Consider the following 17330-nt stretch of genomic DNA (forward strand, 5'->3'; position numbering starts at 1 on the left):
TCCGCTCTCCCCGCCGGCCCGTGGGCCGCCGGGATCAGTTGCTCCGGTACGAGGGTGCCGGGGGTGCCGTGACGCCGGGCAGCCCGGCCTCCAGCCAGGTGCGGTACGAACGCATCCACGGGCTCCCCGCACCGCCGCTGCGGTAGTCCGCCAGCACCTGGTTCACCCGGGCCACCAGGTCGTCGGAGCCGAGCCTGGCGGCGACGCCGTAGTACTCCGTCGTGAACGGGCCGCCCTTGAGCTCCACCGTCGGGTCCTGGGCCACCTGGCCCGCCGCCAGGGCGTTGTCCGTCACCACCGCGTCCACCTCGCCGAGCTGCAGGCGCACCAGGCAGTCGAGCTGGCTGGGGACGGTCAGCCGGTCCTCGTCCCCGGCGGTGCCGTCGTGCGCGTCCTCGAAGAACGCGCCGTACGACTGCTTCTTCAGGGCCTCGTACGCGGTGGAGCCCTCGGCGGTGCAGACCCGCTTCCCGCGCAGCGAGGCGTTGTACCCGGTGATGCCGGAGGCCACCGGGGCGAGCACCTGCTGGCCCGCCCGGAAGTAGGCGGTGGAGAACGCGACCTGCTTCAGTCGCGCGCAGTTGATCGTCATCGTCCGCACCACCACGTCGACCCGGCCGCTCTCCAGCGCCGCGATCCGCTGGCTGGTCGGGATGGCGCGGAAGACCACTTTGGAGGAGTCGCCGAGGATGTCCTGGGCGATGGCCCGGACCAGGTCGATGTCGAAGCCCTCCAGCTTCCCGGTCGCCGGATTGCGGTACCCCCAGCGGTAGCTGTTCTGGTCCACCCCGGCGACGAGCTTGCCGCGCTCCTTGATCCGCGCGACGCCCGGGCCGTCGTCCCGGGACGGCGGCAGGCTCGCCTCGGGCTTGTCGCAGGTCTCGGCGCGCACCTGAGCGGCCTTCGCGGCGCCCGGGCCCGGGTCGCCGCCGAAGGAGCCGGTGGTGCCGTGCGTCAGCGGCAGCAGGGCGAACAGGGCGGTGAGCACGCAGGCCACCGCCATGGACGTCACCCCGCCCCAGCCGCGCAGCCTGCTCCCGCCGGTCCGGGTCCGTGCCATCGCTCCCCCTCCCACCGCTCCTCCCTCTGCCGGCTCGCCCGCCGGTCCGTCCGCGTTCACCGGTACTCCCCGAGTCGCCGGCCGATCCCGGTGATCGCGGCGACCGCTCCCAGCACCGCCAGGACCCCCGCCCCCACCGGCAGCCCGTCCAGGGCGCCGCGGCCCTTGCCGGCCGCCGCGTCGAACTGCTTCTGCTCGTGGGCCAGGGCCGTCTCCAGCGCGGCGTCCACCTTCGAGAAGCACTCGCCGGTGGAGTCCTTCGCCCCGATCACCAGGGCGAGCGCGCCCTCGTAGTCGCCGCCGTCGTCGGTCTTCCGGGCGTCGGCGTGGCGCTTCTGCCACTCCGTCACGCTGCCGACGGCCGCTTTCACCGGGGCGCTCCCGGCGGAGTCGTCCGCCAGCTCGCCCGCCCTGCCCAGCTCGGTGCGGAGCGTGGCCATGTCGGCGGTGTAGTCGGTCTGGTACTGGTCGGCGGAACCGTCCGCGGTGAGCACCGCGCCCCGGGCGACCAGGGTGAGGTTCTCGTTGGCGCGGGCCTTGAGGGAGACGATCCGCGCGCCGTTCAGCACGTCCAGCGAGGCCTGGCCGTCCGCCATGGCGTGGTGCAGCTCGGTCCTGGCCAGGGCCTGCCCGGCGGCCAGCCAGACCAGCGCGGCGGCGGTCGCGGCCGTCGCGGCGAGCAGTCCGCGGCTGAAGACCCGGTTGGTCCGGCGGTAGTCGCGCCGCTGCGCCCAGGCCAGCACGGCGAGGGCCACGATCCCGGCGGCGAGGGCGACGAGCGGCCACTGCCGGGCGTCGCGCTGGTCGGCGTCGAGCCGGCCGGTCTCCGCCGTGTACAACCGCTCGGCCGCGGGCAGGAGTTCGCCGCTCATCTTCTGGTTGGCGTACCGGAGGTAGGCGCCGCCCAGCGGCAGCCCGAGACGGTTGTTGGCGCGGGCCCGCTCGACCAGGCCGGTGTAGACCGGGAGGAGCTCGTTCATCGTGCGGATCTCACGGCCGGAGGAGGTGCCGGCCCCGGTGTTCGCCGCCGCCTTCACCAGCAGCCGGGAGGCGTTCCGGATGTCCTTCTCGTACTGGGTGCGGACGCTCGAAGGCTCCCGGGTGCCCGCGAGGAACCCGCTCGCCGCCATCGTGTCCGCGTCGGCGAGCGAGCGGTAGACGGCCGCCGCGTCCGCGCTGAGCGGCTGGCTGCGGTTGACCACGTCGTCCGCGGCGGCGGCCCGCCCGGAGACCTCCACTGCGGTCACCGCCCCGAAGGCCACGACGAGCAGGGCGAGTACGGCTCCGACGAGCCGCAGTCGCCCCGGCTCGGTCGTCGCCGCGTCGCGCAGCCGTCCCGCCAGCGCGGATGCCGCCCCGCGCCGCTGTGCGGGCACGCCGGAGGCCCGCACCGCTCCCCGCTGTCGCGGCGGGCCCCCGATCGGCGGGTGTGTCACTCGGCTTCCCCCTCGTCACTGACGGCGCTCCCGCCCCCGGCCGGTCGGGGGAGTGACGCCCGGGCTGAAGTATGGCCGCAGCGACCGGCATCCACCAGGAATACCTGGATCTCGCACCGGACTTGAGCCTCACGCCCGTGACCGGACCGCCCCCGCTGTGAACACGATCGGCACAGGTGATCGGTTCCCGTACGTCAGGGCCGTCCCGGGCGACGCGGTGCGGAAGCCGACGGGCGCACACCGGCCGGCCTCCCCGGCCCGCCCTTCAGACGTACCGCGCGCGCAGCCTGGCGTGCGCCCCGGGCGCCGCCCCCGTGTGGTCCAGGCCCAGCAACGCGGCGCCCAGCACGGGTGGTTGGGCCACCACGCGGATCTCGGCCCGGGGTGCGCGGGCGGTGAGCAGCGAGGCGATCCGGCGGTCCAGGTCCGGGTGGCGGGCGGCCAGCACGCTGCCGCCGAGAATCACCGGAACGTGTGCCTCCAGAAGACCCAGCCGGTCCAGCGCCACCGAGGCCATCGCGACCACCTCCTCGGCGAGCCGGTCCACGACCGCGCGCGCCACCGGGTCACCGGCGGCCCCCGTCGCGAAGAGCACCGGGGTCAGCTCGTGCCGGCGCTCGTACGGGAGGTGTTCCCGGTGCAGTGCCTCGATCAGCTCGTACATCGAGGCGAGCCCGAAGTGAGCCGGGAGCGCCCGGGCCAGCTCGGTCGGCTCGCCCCGGCCGTCCTCGGCGCGGGCGGCGAACCAGAGCGCCTCCTCGGCGAGCCCCGAACCGCCTCCCCAGTCACCGGATATCCGGCCGATGGCGGGGAACCGGGCGGTGCGGCCGTCCGGCAGCATGCCCACGCAGTTGATCCCGGCGCCGCAGACCACCGCGACGCCCCGGGGCTCGTCCACCCCGGCGCGCAGCACGGCGAAGGTGTCGTTGCGCACCTCGACCGTGTGCCCCCAGCCGCGGTCGAGCAGCGCGGCCGCCAACTCCTCCTCCTCGACCGGAAGGTCGGCGTTGGCGAGGCAGGCGGAGACGTGCGCGACCGGACCGGACGGTTCCCCGGCCGAGGCGAACGCCCTCGCCACGGCGGCGGCGAGCACGTCCAGCGCGGCGGGGATTCCGACCACGGGCGGCTGGAAACCGCCGCCCCGGCCGGTGCCGAGCACCGTGCCGTCCTCGCCTATCAGCGCCACGTCCGTCTTGCTGTTCCCCGCGTCGATGGCGAGGACCGAAGCGTTCACGCCCACGCGAGGTGCTCCCGGTTGTGCGCGATCAGCCGGTCCGTGAGGCCCTCGGCGTACTCGAACTGACCCACCAGCGGGTGGGCGAGCAGCGCCTTGAAGACGCGGTCCCGGCCGCCGTGCAGGGCGGCCTCCAGCGCCAGGTCCTCGTACGCGGTGACCTGGGCGATCAGCCCGGCGTAGAGCGGGTCCAGCGCCGGGACGGCGAGCGGTACGGCGCCCGAGCCGTCGACCCGGGCCTGCGTCTCGATCACCGCGTCGTCGGGGAGGAACGGCAGGGTGCCGTTGTTGAGGGTGTTGACCACCTGGACGGTGGGGGCGCCCCCGCCGAGCAGCGAGGAGGCCAGGTCCACCGCCGCCTCGGAGTAGAAGGCGCCGCCGCGCTTGGCGAGCAGCGCGGGCTTCTCGTCCAGCGCCGGGTCGCCGTACATGGCGAGGAGTTCCTTCTCCATCGCGGCGACCTCGGCGGCCCGGGACGGCTTGGTACCGAGCTCCCGGACGACCTCGTCGTGCGCGTAGAAGTACCGCAGGTAGTACGAGGGGACCACGCCGAGCCGGTCCACGAGCGCGCGCGGCAGGTGCAGGTCGGCGGCGATGGCCTCGCCGTGCTCGGCCAGCAGGCGCGGCAGCACGTTCTCGCCGTCGGGGCCGCCGAGGCGTACCCCGAGCTCCCAGGAGAGGTGGTTCAGCCCGACGTGGTCGAGGTGGACCTCGGCGGGGGAGACGTCCAGCAGCCGGGCGAACTTCCGCTGGAAACCGATCGCCACGTTGCAGAGGCCGACGGCCTTGTGGCCGGCCCGGAGAAGCGCCCGGGTGACGATGCCCACCGGATTGGTGAAGTCGATGATCCAGGCGTCCGGATTGGTGCGGCGGACCCGCTCGGCGATGTCCAGCACGACCGGCACGGTGCGCAGCGCCTTGGCGAGGCCGCCCGCGCCGGTGGTCTCCTGGCCGACGCAGCCGCACTCCAGCGGCCAGGTCTCGTCCTGGCCGCGCGCGGCCTGCCCGCCGACACGCAGCTGGAGCAGGACCGCGTCGGCGCCCTCCACCCCGGCGTCCAGGTCGGAGGTGGTGGTGATGGTGCCGGGGTGGCCCTGCTTGGCGAAGATCCGCCGGGCGAGGCCTCCCACGAGGTCGAGGCGGTCGGCCGCCGGGTCGACGAGCACGAGCTCCTCGATCGGCAGGGTGCCTTGCAGACGGGCGAACCCGTCGATCAGTTCGGGTGTGTAGGTGGACCCGCCACCCACGACTGCGAGCTTCATTTCAGCCCTTCACTCCGGTCAGTGTGACGCCCTCGACGAATGCCTTCTGGGCGAAGAAGAAGACGGCGATCACGGGGGCCATGACCAGAACGGTCGCGGCCATGGTCAGGTTCCAGTCGGTGTGGTGTGCGCCCTTGAAGGACTCCAGGCCGTAACTGAGCGTCCAGGCGGCCGGGTTCTCGGAGGCGTAGATCTGCGGCCCGAAGTAGTCGTTCCAGGCGGCGAAGAACTGGAACAGCGCGATGGCGGCGATGCCCGGCTTCGCCATCGGCAGCACCACCCGCAGCAGGGTGCGCAGTTCGCCGCAGCCGTCGATCCGTGCCGCGTCCAGGTACTCGTCCGGGATGGTCAGCAGGAACTGGCGCAGCAGGAAGATGGAGAAGGCGTCGCCGAAGGCCATCGGGAGGATGAGCGGCCAGAGCGTGCCGGAGAGATCCATCTGCTTGGCCCAGAACAGGTACATCGGGATGATCACGACCTGCGGCGGCAGCATCATCATCGAGACGACCAGCATCAGCGACAGCTTGCGGCCCTTGAAGCGGAACTTCGCGAGCGCGTAGGCGACGGGCACCGAGGACACCACGGTCAGCACGGTGCCGGCCCCGGCATAGAGGAGGGTGTTGCGCCACCAGGTGAGGAAGCCGGGGGTGTCGAAGACCCGCCGGTAGTTCTCCCACTCCCAGGTGTCGGGGGTGAGGTCGCGGGTCAGCGCCTGCTGGTCGCTCATGAGCGAGGTCAGCACCACGAAGACCAGCGGGAGGACGAAGAAGAGCGCGGCGGCGACGCCGAGCGAGTGCACCGCGACCCACTGCAGCAGCGCCTTGCGGCGGGCGGTGCGGCCGGCGGCCGTACGTGCGGTACGGACGGCGGGCGCGGGGGATTCGAGCAGCTGGGTCATGAGTCAGTCACCGGCCCGGACGAGGTTGTTGCGGCCCCGCATCAGCAGTGCGGTGAAGGCCATGGCCAGGGCGAACAGGACCAGGGCGACGACGCAGGCGGAGCCGTAGTCGAAGCGCTGGAAGCCGAGGTTGTAGACGAGCTGGGGGAGCGTCAGGGTCGACTTGTCGGGATAGCCGGGCTCGAAGGACTGCCCGGAGCCGCCGATCACACCGGAGGCCACCTTCCCCGCCACCAGCGGCTGCGTGTAGTACTGCATCGCCTGGATGACCCCGGTGACCACGGCGAACATCACGATGGGCGAGATGTTCGGCAGGGTCACGAAGCGGAACCGCTGCCAGGCGGAGGCGCCGTCCAGTTCGGCCGCCTCGTACTGCTCGACGGGCACGTCCAGCAGCGCGGCCATGAAGATCACCATCAGGTCGCCGATGCCCCAGACCGCGAGCATGGTCAGCGCCGGCTTCGACCAGGTCGCGTCGTTGAACCAGCCGGGTGTCGGCAGCCCGAGGTCGCCCAGGACCGAGTCGACCGGCCCCGTCCCCGGGTTGAGCAGGAAGACGAAGGCGAGGGTCGCGGCCACCGGCGGTGCGAGGTAGGGCAGGTAGAAGAGGGTGCGGAAGAGCCCGGTGGCGGTCTTGATCCGGGTGATCAGCAGCCCGATGCCGAGCCCGAACACCACCCGGCAGGTGACCATGACGATCACCAGCCAGAGGGTGTTGCGCAGCGACGGCCAGAACATCGGGTAGTCGGTGAAGACGTACGTCCAGTTCGTCAGCCCGTTGAAGACCGGCGCCCCGAACCCGTCGTACTTCGTGAAGGAGAAGTAGACGGTCGAGATCATCGGATAGGCGAAGAAGAAGCAGAAGCCGATCAGCCAGGGCGACAGGAACGCCACCGTGCGCAGCGCCGACCTGCGGCGCTTGGAGCGGAGTGTGTACGTGGTCATCGCGGGCTACTTGGCCTTGGCGATGTCGGTGTCGATCTGCGCGGCGGTCTTCTCCAGACCGGCCCGGAGGTCCTTCACCGAGCCCTTCTCGTACTGGTAGCCGAAGTCCTGGAGGGTCTGCTGGTACGTGGCCCCGTTGACGGCCCCGTCCGGGGTGTTGGAGTGCGGGTTCCGCGCGATGTCCAGGAAGGTCTTGAAGCGCGGGTCGAACTTCAGGTCGGGGGAGTTCAGCGCCGCGAAGGTGGAGGGCACGTTCTTGATGCCGTTGGCGAAGTCGACCACCGCCTCGGTGTCGCTGGTCATGAACTCGACCAGCTCCCACGCGGCGTTCTGCTTCTTGCTGGCGGGCGCGATGCCCATGATCGTGCCGGAGAGGAAGCCCTTGCCGTAGGTGTCGGCCTCGTCGTCGGCGACGGGCATCGGCGCGACCCCGATCTCGAAGTCCGTGCCCGCCTCCTCGGCCATCCCGAGCCGCCACTCGCCGTCCATCTGCATGGCGACCTGGCCGGTCTGGAACGGGTGCTTCGCGCCCCACTCGTCTCCGAAGGAGCCGCGGAACTTCTCCAGCCTGTCGTAGCCGCCGAGGTCCTCGACCAGCTTCTTCTGGTACGTGAACATCTCGGCGAAGGCCGGGTCCTTGGCGATGTTCGACTTGCCGTCCGCGTCGAAGTACGTGTGGTCCCAGGACCCCAGGTAGTGGTCGGCCACCGACTCGTAGCCGTGGAAGGTCGGCATGAAGCCGAGCTGCTGGTAGCTGTCGCCCTTGGTGACCGTGAGCTTCTTCGCGTCGGCGGCGAACTCGGAGAGGGTCTTCGGCGGTGCGGCGATCCCGGCCTTCTCGAACGCGTCCTTGTTGTAGTAGAGCCCGTACGCGTCGGCCAGCAGCGGCAGCGAACAGCGCTTGCCCTCGAACTGCGTGTAGTCCAGGAGCACCTTCGGGAAGGTCTTCTCCAGGTCCAGCTTCGACTTCTCGATGAACGGCGTCAGGTCCGCGAAGGCGCCGGACGAACAGAACTTGCCGACGTTCGACGTGGTGAAGGACGACACGACGTCCGGACCGTTCGAACCGCCGGCACGCAGCGCCTGGTTGAGCTTGTCGTCGTTGATGTTCCCGACGACGTTCACCTTGATGTTCGGGTGGGCCTTCTCGAACCGGTCGACGTTGTCCTGCACCGCCTTGACCTCGGACGGCGCGCTCCAGCCGTGCCAGAAGTTGATGGTGGTCCTCGCGTTCGGGTCGTCGGTGGCACCGCTCTTCGACTGGCCCGTGCAGGCGGTGGCGAGGGCGGATATCGCGGCGACCGCGACGGCGGCGGTGGTGAGGCTGTTTCTGCGCATGGCAAAGCTCCTTGAAGACGGTGAAGGAGAGGCGACAGCGGTACGGAGTGCGGGTGGTTCAGGGGCGGGAGGTGTCGAAGACCTCGTCGCGGGTGTCCGCGAGGGCGCGTTCCAGAGCGCCGCGCAGCACCGGCAGCCGGACGGTCTCGGCGAGGACGAGCGGGGGCCGGGAGGCGGCCAGTTCGGCGAGTTCGGACTGGATCAGTGCCCGCAGCCGCTCGCCGCCCGCCGAGATCAGCCCGCCGGCCAGCACGATCAGCCCGGGGTCGAGCACGGCCGTCAGGGAGGCGAGCCCGGTCGCGAGCCGCTGCGCGTAACTCCGCAGCAGCTCGGTCAGCCGCTCGTCCTCGCCGTACGCGGCGGCGGCACGGGTCACCAGGGCGGCGGCCACCTCCGGGTAGGGCTGCTGCGGGGTGTCGATGCCGAGCGACGCGGCGAGCCGGGGGATCGCCTGGGCGCCCGCCAGTTCCTGGAAGCCGCCGGCGTTGGCCTTGACGACCTGGCGTACGAGCGGGGTACCCGGCACCGGCAGGAAGCCGACCTCCCCGGCGCCGCCGGTGAAGCCCCGGTGCAGCCGGCCGTTGATGACGAGCGCGCCGCCGAGCCCCTCCTCGTTCCAGAGCAGGACGAAGTCGTCGTGGCCCCGGGCGGCCCCGCGCCGCTGCTCGGCCACCGCGACCAGGTTCACGTCGTTCTCGTACTCCACGGGCATGGGCAGCGCCGCCGCCAGCTCGTCGAGGAGGGTGGGGGAGTGCCAGCCCGGCAGGTGCGAGGCGTAGCGCAGCCGGCCGGTGCCCGGGTCGAAGGCGCCCGGAGTGCCGATCACCACCCGGTGGACCGCGGACCGGTCGAGACCGGCCCGCTCCACCGCACCGTCCAGCGCCCGGACGACCTGGTCGACCGCGCTCTCGGCGCCCCGGCCGGGGGTGCGGAGCTCGAACTCGCCCACCGCCTCGCCGGTGACGTCGGCGACGGCGGCCACGATGCGCTGGGCGTTCACGTCGAGCCCGGCCACGTACGCCGCCTCCGGGTTGACCGCGTACAGCTGCGCGTTCGGCCCCGGCCGCCCCTCGGTGGTGCCGGTGGCCCGCACCAGCCCGGCCGCCTCCAGGCGGGCCAGCAGCTGCGAGGCGGTCGGCTTGGAGAGACCGGTGAGCTTGCCGATCCGGGTGCGGGAGAGCGGGCCCAGCTCCAGCAGCAGATCGAGAGCGGCGCGGTCGTTCATGGCACGCAGCAGCCGGGGGGTGCCGGGCACGCCGGTGCCCGGGGTGGTTCCTGCCATGGAAGTGGTCCGCCCTCTGTTAGGAAAGTTTCCTATCCGGTGGGAGCAAGGTAGGCGTCCGTACCCGGGGCGTCAATGGCGAGGAGGCCGGGCAACGAAAGCGTTACCCGCGGAGGGAGCGCGGAAGGGGGCCGAAACACGCCGGAGGGCCTCCGCGGCGTGCGCGAAGGCCCTCCTGACTGGCGGGTACGGCTACTTGCTGATGCTCGGCGGGGTGAGCGGCGTCGCCGCGAGCGACTGCGGCGAGGTCGCCGAGGCGTACGCGGACGGGGCGGCCATCGCCGCCGTCGGGTCGGCCTTCGACTCGGCCTCCGGCTGCGCCGGCACCGCGCCGATCATGCTGATGCCCGCCTCGTCCAGCGAGCTCTTGATGCGCCAGCGCAGCTCGCGCTCCACGGCCAGCGCCTTGCCCGGCATGGTTTTCGCGGTGACCCGTACGGTCATCGAGTCCAGCAGGACGGCGTCCAGGCCGAGGATCTCCACCGGGCCCCAGAGCCGCTCGCTCCACGGCTCCTCCTTCGCCATGACCTCGGTGGCGGCGGAGATGGCGGCGCGCACCCGGTCCAGGTCCTCCGTCGGCCGGACGGTCACGTCGACACCGGCGGTGGACCAGCCCTGACTGAGGTTGCCGATCCGCTTCACCTCGCCGTTGCGGACGTACCAGATCTCGCCGTTGTCGCCGCGCAGCTTGGTGACCCGCAGCCCCACCTCGATGACCTCGCCGGAGGCGACGCCCGCGTCCACCGTGTCCCCCACGCCGTACTGGTCCTCCAGAATCATGAAGACGCCGGAGAGGAAGTCGGTGACGAGGTTGCGCGCACCGAAACCGAGCGCGACCCCGGCGACCCCGGCGGAGGCCAGCAGCGGCGCCAGGTTGATCTCGAAGGCGCCCAGGATCATCAGCGCCGCCGTGCCCAGGATCAGGAAGGAGGTCACCGACCGGAGCACGGAACCTATCGCCTCGGAGCGCTGGCGGCGCCGCTCGGCGTTGACCAGCAGCCCGCCGAGGGCGGTGCCCTCCACGGCCTGGGCGCTGCGGTTCATCCGCTCGATCAGATTGGTGAGGGCGCGGCGGATCAGGTAGCGCAGCACGATCGCCACGGCGGCGATCAGGATGATGCGCAGACCGGTGTTCAGCCAGGTGGACCAGTTCTGCTCGACCCAGCCCGCGGCGTCGCCGGCCTGCCGGGCGGCCTCGTCGAGCGAGCCTCCCGACCCGGTCGACGGGGCGGCGGCCAACAGAACGGACGGGGACACGGTGGGACCTCCAGAACGGGCGACAGCTGATCAACCAGGTTAACGACGGGCGCGGCCCGGATGATGTCCGCAGCCCGCCGAGAGACGCATCTCATCCCTTCATCACACGTTTGTGCGCGTTCGGTCGCGCAGCCCGACCGCACCCGGCCGGCCGGTGGGAACGGGCGGACACGGCACGGTCCGTGCGGCCGTCGGGCGGAATCCGCTCGGCCCATTACTCGCACGTGGTGGCGCCCGGACCGGCCATGAGGAGAGACTGAGAGCGGATCGTCCCGGCGCGAGCCACGCGCCGCCGGCGTACAAGGAGGCATCCACCGTGCCGCACGTCCTGGTTCTCAACGCGTCGTACGAGCCGCTCGGCGTCGTACCGCTCCACCGCGCGCTCGTCCTCGTCCTCGAAAACAAGGCCGTCTGCCTCGAAGAGTCCGGCGCCCTCCTCCGCAGCCCCACCACCGCCGTACCGGCGCCCAGTGTGGTCCGCCTCAAGCGCTTCATCCGGGTCCCCTACCGGGGGCCCGTCCCGCTCACCCGCCGCGCGCTCTTCGCCCGGGACGGCGGGCGCTGCGTGTACTGCGGGGCCGCCGCCACCAGCGTCGACCACGTCGTCCCGCGCAGCCGGGGCGGTCTGCACGCGTGGGAGAACGTGGTGGCCGCCTGCCGCCGCTGCAACCACGTCAAGGCCGACCGGCACCTCCCCGAACTCGGCTGGCGCCTGCGCCACCAGCCCGCGCCCCCCACCGGCCTCGCGTGGCGGATCATCGGCACCGGCCACCGCGACCCGCGCTGGCTGCCCTACCTCCAGCCGTTCGGGGCGGACGACGCGATGGCCCGGATCGACGGCGTCTCCGCGTGAACACCGCCCGCCGCCCCGGTCGCGGGACGGCCACGGCGGGATCGTGGCGGCGGGGTCGTGAGGGCAGGTGGCTGGGCAGGTGGATTGGCTGAAAATGGCTCAAATCTGCCGTCCGGGGGAACGGGATATGACCCACGGCACGTTGAGGACGTCGGCATCGGACCTGTGCCACCCTCACGTCTGCGCACCCGAGGGCTGGGTAGGTCTCTCATCCGTTCTGCTCCCACAGCCAGGAGGCCCACCTTGCCCGCAGCCGCGCGTCTTCCGCTCCCCGCCCTGTCCAAACAGGTCCCCGGTCCGGCCGGCCCGGAGCCGCTGACCAGTGAACCGCTGACCAGCGAACCGCTGACCAGTGAACCGCCCCTCCCGCCCGCAGCCGTCCCCCGTCCCCCCGGCGCCCCCCGCACCGGCCCCACCGCCGCGCTCGACTCGCCTCCGGCCGCCGGCTCCGCACCCCTCACCAGCGAACCGCCGCTCGCCGACGCCACCCCGCTGACGAGCGAGCCGCCGCTCGCCGTCGCCGCTCCGCTCACCAGCGAACCGACCGCCCCCGGTGTCGCGGGGGCCATGGAGTCTCCAGGAGTCTGAATGGGCCTCTCCCGGCTCGCCGCCCTGCACGGCGTCGCCACGTCCTACTCCCCGTCCGCCGGTGTCACGGTGCCCGTCCCCGACGACACGGTCACCGCCGTGCTCGCCGCGCTGGGCGTGGACGCCGCCACCCCGGAGGGCGTACGGAGGTCGCTCGCCGCCGCCGAATCGAAGGCGGGCTCCCGGCTGCTCCCGCCCACCGTGGTGGTCTGGGCGGGCGAGCCGCTGCCGCCCGCCCTCGCCACCCTGCCGATCGGGACGACCCTGACGGTCGCCCCGGAATCCGAACCGGGCGCCGCGCCGCCCGAGCCGGTCCGGCTGCGCGTCACCGGCGCGCAGGCCGACGTCCCGGACGCGCCCCCGCCGTCCGCCGTCCCCGTCTGGTGGACCGGCCCGCCCCTCGGCGTCCACCGGGTGACCGCGCGCACCCCAGACCACCGGCAGGGCACCGCCACCCTCGTCGTCGCGCCCGCCCGCGCCCCGCAGCCCCCCGCCCGCGCCCAGGGCTTCCTCGTCCAGCTCTACTCCCTGCTCTCCGGCCGCTCCTGGGGCATGGGCGACCTCGGCGACCTGGCCGACCTCGCCGCCTGGGCCGGACGCACCCTCGGCGCCGGATTCGTCCAGATCAACCCGCTGCACGCGGCCGTCCCCGGACGCCCCACCGACCCCTCCCCGTACCGCCCCTCCTCGCGGCTCTTCCCCGACCCCGTCCACCTGCACGTCGAGTCGATCCCGGAGTACGGCCAGGTACGCGCCCGGGCGGTGCTGGACGACCTCCGCCAGGACGCCGCCGCACTCTCGGAGGCGGTACTCAACAAGGGCGCGCTGATCGACCGGGACGCCGTCTGGGAGCTCAAGCGGCAGGCCCTGGAGCTCGTCCACCAGGTGCCGCTGACCCCCGGCCGCCGGGCCGCGTACTGCGACTTCCTCTCCGCCCGGGGCCAGGCACTGGAGGACCACGCGCTCTGGTGCGCGCTGGCCGAGGTGCACGGCCCCGACTGGCACACCTGGCCCGAGCCGCTGCGCGACCCCCGCTCCCGGGAGACCGCCCGCGCCCGCACCGGACTCCTCGACCGGGTGGACTTCCACAGCCGGCTCGCCTGGCTCACCGACATCCAGCTCGCCGAGGCCCAGCGGGCCGCCGAGGACGCCGGGATGGAGGTCGGCGTCATCCACGACCTCGCCGTCGGCGTGCACCCGGCGGGCGCCGACACCTGGGCCGGCCAGGACCACTACGCGCGTCGCATGTCCGTCGGCGCGCCCCCGGACGCCTTCAACGCGCGGGGCCAGGACTGGGGCCTGCCGCCCTGGCGGCCCGATGCCCTCGCCGCCTCCGGCTACGCCCCCTTCCGGAGCCTGCTGCGCGGCCTCCTCGCGCACGCCGGGGCGCTCCGCGTCGACCACGTCATGGGCCTCTTCCGGCTCTGGTGGGTCCCCGAGGGCAAGCCGCCCACCGAGGGCACCTACGTCGGCCAGGACGGCGAGGCGATGCTCGCCGTCCTCGTCCTGGAGGCCCACCGCGCCGGGGCCGTCGTGCTGGGCGAGGACCTCGGCACGGTCGAGCCCGGCGTCCGCGAGGCGCTCGCCCGGCGCGGCGTCCTAGGCACCTCCGTCCTCTGGTTCGAACGCGACTGGGAGGGCGACGGCCGCCCCCTGGCCCCGGAGCGCTGGCGCCAGGACTGCCTGGCCACGGCCACCACCCACGACCTGCCGTCCACCGCCGCCCGCCTCTCCGGCGACCACGTACGGCTCCGCCACGAACTCGGCCTGCTCACCCGCACCCTGGAGGAGGAACTCGCGGAGGACGCCACCGGCACCGCCGAGTGGCTCGGCTGCCTGGCCCGGCTGCGGCTGCTGCCCGAGGGCGAGGGCGACGAGGAGGCCGCCGTACGGGCCGTGCACCGCTTCCTGCTGCGCACCCCCGCCCGGCTGACCGGCATCTGGCTCCCGGACACCGTGGGCGACCGCCGCCCGCAGAACCTCCCCGGGACCTGGGACCAGTACCCCAACTGGCGCCTGCCGATCGCCGACGGGGAGGGCCGTCCCCTGACGTTGGAGCAGATCACGGGCTCGCCCCGGCTGCACCGCCTGATGGACGGACTGACCCCCCGCACCCCACGTACGGCACCCCCGGACGCGCGGCGTCCTTAGGCGTTCGCTACGTTTGCACCGTGGACAAGAAGAACGCTATGCGCGCCGGCGCCGTTGCGGCCGGTACGACGCTGATGATGCTGCTCATGTCGTCCCCCGCTCTCGCGCTCACGCGCGACGACGGCGACGACCCGGGTCAACACGGTCTGTCGGTCATCGAGACCATCAGCCTGTACGTCCTCGCGCCCCTCGCGCTGTTCGTGGTGATCGCGGGCCTGGTCGTGGTGCTCGACAAGTCCAAGAAGAAGGCGTAACCGCCTCACACGCTCACGCCGTGTGCGCCGCCGGTACGGGTTACCGCGCGGCGCACACGCATGTCCGGATACGGGCGTGCCCGCGCCCCCGGGTACGCACCGGGGCGCCCTCCCCGCCGCGTACCGCCGGGGAGGGCGCCCTGGTGTCGTGCCCTTACGCGGTCGCGGCGGCGTCCGCCGCCTGGGCGCGCAGCGCGCGCTCGACGCCCGCGCGGGACTCCGACATCAGCCGGCGCAGCGCCGCGTTCGGCTCGGCCGAGGCCAGCCAGGCGTCCGTGGCGTCCAGCGTCTCCCGGGAGACCTGGATCGCCGGGTAGAGGCCGATCGCGACCTGCTGGGCCATCTCGTGGCTGCGGCTGTCCCAGACCTCCTTGACCGCCGCGAAGTACTTCTCCGCGTACGGCGCCAGCAGCTCGCGCTGCTCGGTCTGGACGAAGCCGCCGATGACGGCCTCCTGGACGGCGTTCGGCAGCTTGTCGGACTCCACGACCAGCGCCCAGGCCTCCGCCTTGGCCTCCTCGGAGGGACGCGCGGCGCGGGCCTCGGCCGCGTGCCGCTCGCCCGCCGCGGTCCGGTCGCGCTCGTACTCGGCGGCGATCTCCTCCTCGTCGAGCAGACCGGTCGCGGCGAGGCGCTGCACGAACGCCCAGCGCAGCTCGGTGTCGACGGCCAGGCCCTCGACCCCCTTGGTGCCGTCCAGCAGCCCCTGCAGCAGGTCCAGCTGCTGCGGGGTACGGGCCGTCGCCGCGAAGGCGCGGGCCCAGGCCAGCTGGTGGTCGCTGCCGGCCTCGGCCGCGTTCAGATGCGCCAGGGTGGCGTCCGTCCAGCGGGTCAGCAGCGCCTCGCGGGACTCCGGCGCCGCGTACTGGTCGAGCGCCAGCTTCACCTGACGGTGCAGCGACTGCACCACGCCGATGTCCGACTCCTTGCCGATGCCGGACAGCACCAGCGCGAGGTAGTCGCGGGTCGCCAGCTCGCCGTCGCGGGTCATGTCCCAGGCCGAGGCCCAGCACAGCGCGCGCGGCAGCGACTCGGCGAAGTCGCCCAGGTGCTCGGTGACGAACCGCAGCGACTCCTCGTCGAGCCGGACCTTCGCGTAGCTGAGGTCGTCGTCGTTGAGCAGGACGACGGCCGGGCGCTTCGTGCCGTCGGGCAGGTCCACCTCGGTGCGCTCGCCGTCCACGTCCAGCTCGATCCGCTCGCCGCGGACCAGCTTGCCGTCGGCGCCGAGGTCGTAGAAGCCGATCGCGATGCGGTGCGGGCGCAGCGTCGGCTCGCCCTTGGCGCCGGCCGGGAGCGCCGGGGCCTCCTGGAGCACGGCGAAGGAGGTGATGCGACCCTCGGCGTCCGTCTCGATCGACGGGCGCAGGATGTTGATGCCGGCGGTTTCCAGCCAGGATTTCGACCAGGTCTTCAGGTCGCGGCCGGAGGTCTTCTCCAGCGCGCCCAGCAGGTCGGTGAGCCGGGTGTTGCCGAAGGCGTGCGCCTTGAAGTAGGCCTGCACGCCCGCGAAGAACGCGTCCTTGCCGACGTAGGCCACGAGCTGCTTGAGGACCGAGGCGCCCTTGGCGTACGTGATCCCGTCGAAGTTGACGAGGACGTCGTCGAGGTCGTTGATCTCCGCCATGATCGGGTGGGTGGACGGCAGCTGGTCCTGCCGGTACGCCCAGGTCTTCATGGAGTTGGCGAACGTGGTCCACGACTGGGGCCACCACGAGCCCTCGGCGTCCGCCAGGCAGGCGATCGAGGTGTAGGTGGCGAACGACTCGTTCAGCCAGAGGTCGTTCCACCACTCCATGGTGACCAGGTCGCCGAACCACATGTGGGCCAGCTCGTGGAGGATGGTCTCCGCGCGGCCCTCGTACGCGGCGTCGGTGACCTTGGAGCGGAAGACGTACTGGTCGCGGATGGTGACCGCGCCCGCGTTCTCCATCGCGCCCGCGTTGAACTCCGGCACGAAGAGCTGGTCGTACTTGGCGAACGGGTACGCGTAGTCGAACTTCTCCTGGAACCAGTCGAAGCCCAGCCGGGTGACCTCGAAGATGTGCTCCGCGTCGAGGTGCTCGGCGAGCGAGGGGCGGCAGTAGATGCCGAGCGGCACCGTCCGGCCGTCGCGCTCGTAGCTGCTGTGCACCGAGTGGTACGGGCCGGCGATCAGCGCGGTGATGTACGTCGAGATGCGGGGCGTCGGCGCGAAGGTCCAGACGTCGTCCGCCGGCTCGGGCGTCGGGGAGTTCGAGATCACCGTCCAGCCCGCGGGCGCCTTGACGGTGAAGGCGAAAGTGGCCTTCAGGTCGGGCTGCTCGAAGCTGGCGAAGACCCGCCGCGCGTCCGGCACCTCGAACTGGGTGTAGAGGTACGCCTGTTCGTCCACCGGGTCGACGAACCGGTGCAGGCCCTCACCGGTGTTGGTGTAGGCGCAGTCGGCGACGACCTGCAGCTCGTTCGCGCCCTCGCGCAGGTGCGGCAGGGTGATCCGCGCGTCGCGGAAGACGGCGGCGACGTCCAGCGGGGCGCCGTTGAGGACGACGTCGTGCACGGCGGGGGCGATGAGGTCGATGAAGGTCTCCGCACCGGCCTCCGCGGAATCGAAGCGCACCGTGGTGACGGAGCGGAAGGACCCGCCTTCCTGCGCTCCGGAGAGGTCGAGCTCGACCTCGTAGGAGTCCACGGTCAGCAGGCGGGCCCGCTCCTGTGCCTCTTCGCGGGTCAGATTCGTGCCAGGCACCCGGTCATCTCCTTCGATGGTGACGTTTCGGGTCATCCTTCCAC

At 72.5% G+C, this 17330-nt stretch carries 14 protein-coding genes; 4 read left to right on the top strand and 10 right to left on the bottom strand.

Annotation, left to right across the window (positions count from 1 at the left end; translation table 11 throughout):
• Nucleotides 1–34: 34 nt before the first annotated feature.
• The 9 genes from ACFZAX_RS19680 to ACFZAX_RS19720 all read right to left on the bottom strand — a co-directional run bounded on the left by ACFZAX_RS19680 (nt 35) and on the right by ACFZAX_RS19720 (nt 10712).
• Nucleotides 35–1060, bottom strand: a complete 1026-nt coding sequence (locus ACFZAX_RS19680; protein ID WP_390963060.1) for a transporter substrate-binding domain-containing protein — start codon at nt 1058–1060, stop codon at nt 35–37.
• 56 nt (nt 1061–1116) lie between these two features.
• Nucleotides 1117–2496 (bottom strand): hypothetical protein, encoded by a 1380-nt coding sequence (locus ACFZAX_RS19685; RefSeq protein ID WP_390963061.1) that lies wholly within the window; start codon nt 2494–2496, stop codon nt 1117–1119.
• A 265-nt stretch (nt 2497–2761) separates the two neighbouring features.
• Nucleotides 2762–3736: a BadF/BadG/BcrA/BcrD ATPase family protein gene (locus ACFZAX_RS19690; protein ID WP_390963063.1), complete on the bottom strand. Its 975-nt coding sequence runs from the start codon at nt 3734–3736 to the stop codon at nt 2762–2764.
• Nucleotides 3727–4992, bottom strand: coding sequence for a 6-phospho-beta-glucosidase (locus ACFZAX_RS19695; RefSeq protein WP_390963064.1), 1266 nt, complete (start codon nt 4990–4992; stop codon nt 3727–3729). Before ACFZAX_RS19695 ends, ACFZAX_RS19690 begins: the two co-directional genes overlap by 10 nt.
• A 1-nt stretch (nt 4993) precedes the next feature.
• The gene (locus ACFZAX_RS19700; RefSeq protein ID WP_390963066.1) at nt 4994–5890 is read right to left on the bottom strand and encodes an ABC transporter permease subunit; all 897 of its coding nucleotides are present in this window, start codon (nt 5888–5890) and stop codon (nt 4994–4996) included.
• Between the two features lie 3 nt (nt 5891–5893).
• Nucleotides 5894–6835: an ABC transporter permease subunit gene (locus tag ACFZAX_RS19705; RefSeq protein ID WP_390963067.1), complete on the bottom strand. Its 942-nt coding sequence runs from the start codon at nt 6833–6835 to the stop codon at nt 5894–5896.
• A 6-nt stretch (nt 6836–6841) separates the two neighbouring features.
• Nucleotides 6842–8173 carry an extracellular solute-binding protein gene (locus tag ACFZAX_RS19710; protein WP_390963068.1) on the bottom strand — a complete coding sequence of 444 codons (1332 nt, stop codon included), beginning with the start codon at nt 8171–8173 and terminating at the stop codon, nt 6842–6844.
• Between the two features lie 58 nt (nt 8174–8231).
• Entirely contained in the window at nt 8232–9455 is a 1224-nt protein-coding gene (locus ACFZAX_RS19715; protein ID WP_390963069.1) for an ROK family protein, read from the bottom strand.
• 192 nt (nt 9456–9647) lie between these two features.
• Nucleotides 9648–10712 carry a mechanosensitive ion channel domain-containing protein gene (locus ACFZAX_RS19720; protein ID WP_390963070.1) on the bottom strand — a complete coding sequence of 355 codons (1065 nt, stop codon included), beginning with the start codon at nt 10710–10712 and terminating at the stop codon, nt 9648–9650.
• Between the two features lie 316 nt (nt 10713–11028).
• On the opposite strand from ACFZAX_RS19720, the gene ACFZAX_RS19725 reads away from it, so the two are divergent.
• The 4 genes from ACFZAX_RS19725 (at nt 11029) to ACFZAX_RS19740 (ending at nt 14558) form a co-directional block, all read left to right on the top strand.
• A complete protein-coding gene (locus ACFZAX_RS19725; RefSeq protein ID WP_390963072.1) occupies nt 11029–11565 on the top strand; it encodes an HNH endonuclease in 537 nt (178 codons plus the stop codon).
• Nucleotides 11566–11808: 243 nt separating this feature from the next.
• Complete coding sequence (locus ACFZAX_RS19730) at nt 11809–12153, top strand: hypothetical protein (protein ID WP_390963073.1); 345 nt, start codon at nt 11809–11811, stop codon at nt 12151–12153.
• Nucleotides 12154–14304, top strand: a complete 2151-nt coding sequence (gene malQ / locus ACFZAX_RS19735; protein ID WP_390963075.1) for a 4-alpha-glucanotransferase — start codon at nt 12154–12156, stop codon at nt 14302–14304.
• 20 nt (nt 14305–14324) lie between these two features.
• Nucleotides 14325–14558, top strand: a complete 234-nt coding sequence (locus tag ACFZAX_RS19740; protein WP_386890766.1) for a hypothetical protein — start codon at nt 14325–14327, stop codon at nt 14556–14558.
• A gap of 154 nt (nt 14559–14712) precedes the next feature.
• Here ACFZAX_RS19740 and pepN read toward each other — a convergent pair whose 3' ends face one another.
• A complete protein-coding gene (gene pepN / locus ACFZAX_RS19745) occupies nt 14713–17286 on the bottom strand; it encodes an aminopeptidase N (RefSeq protein ID WP_390963076.1) in 2574 nt (857 codons plus the stop codon).
• Between the last annotated feature and the right edge of the window lie 44 nt (nt 17287–17330).

This window comes from Streptomyces sp. NPDC008125 (assembly GCF_042957125.1).
GTDB lineage: Bacteria > Actinomycetota > Actinomycetes > Streptomycetales > Streptomycetaceae > Streptomyces.

What these genes read in the sequence shown, in the direction of transcription:
- ACFZAX_RS19680 (WP_390963060.1), bottom strand. Translation starts at nt 1,060, where the DNA reads ATGGCACGGACCCGGACCGGCGGGAGCAGGCTGCGCGGCTGGGGCGGG.
- ACFZAX_RS19695 (WP_390963064.1), bottom strand. Translation starts at nt 4,992, where the DNA reads ATGAAGCTCGCAGTCGTGGGTGGCGGGTCCACCTACACACCCGAACTG.
- ACFZAX_RS19700 (WP_390963066.1), bottom strand. Translation starts at nt 5,890, where the DNA reads ATGACCCAGCTGCTCGAATCCCCCGCGCCCGCCGTCCGTACCGCACGT.
- ACFZAX_RS19705 (WP_390963067.1), bottom strand. Translation starts at nt 6,835, where the DNA reads ATGACCACGTACACACTCCGCTCCAAGCGCCGCAGGTCGGCGCTGCGC.
- ACFZAX_RS19710 (WP_390963068.1), bottom strand. Translation starts at nt 8,173, where the DNA reads ATGCGCAGAAACAGCCTCACCACCGCCGCCGTCGCGGTCGCCGCGATA.
- ACFZAX_RS19715 (WP_390963069.1), bottom strand. Translation starts at nt 9,455, where the DNA reads ATGGCAGGAACCACCCCGGGCACCGGCGTGCCCGGCACCCCCCGGCTG.
- malQ (WP_390963075.1), top strand. Translation starts at nt 12,154, where the DNA reads ATGGGCCTCTCCCGGCTCGCCGCCCTGCACGGCGTCGCCACGTCCTAC.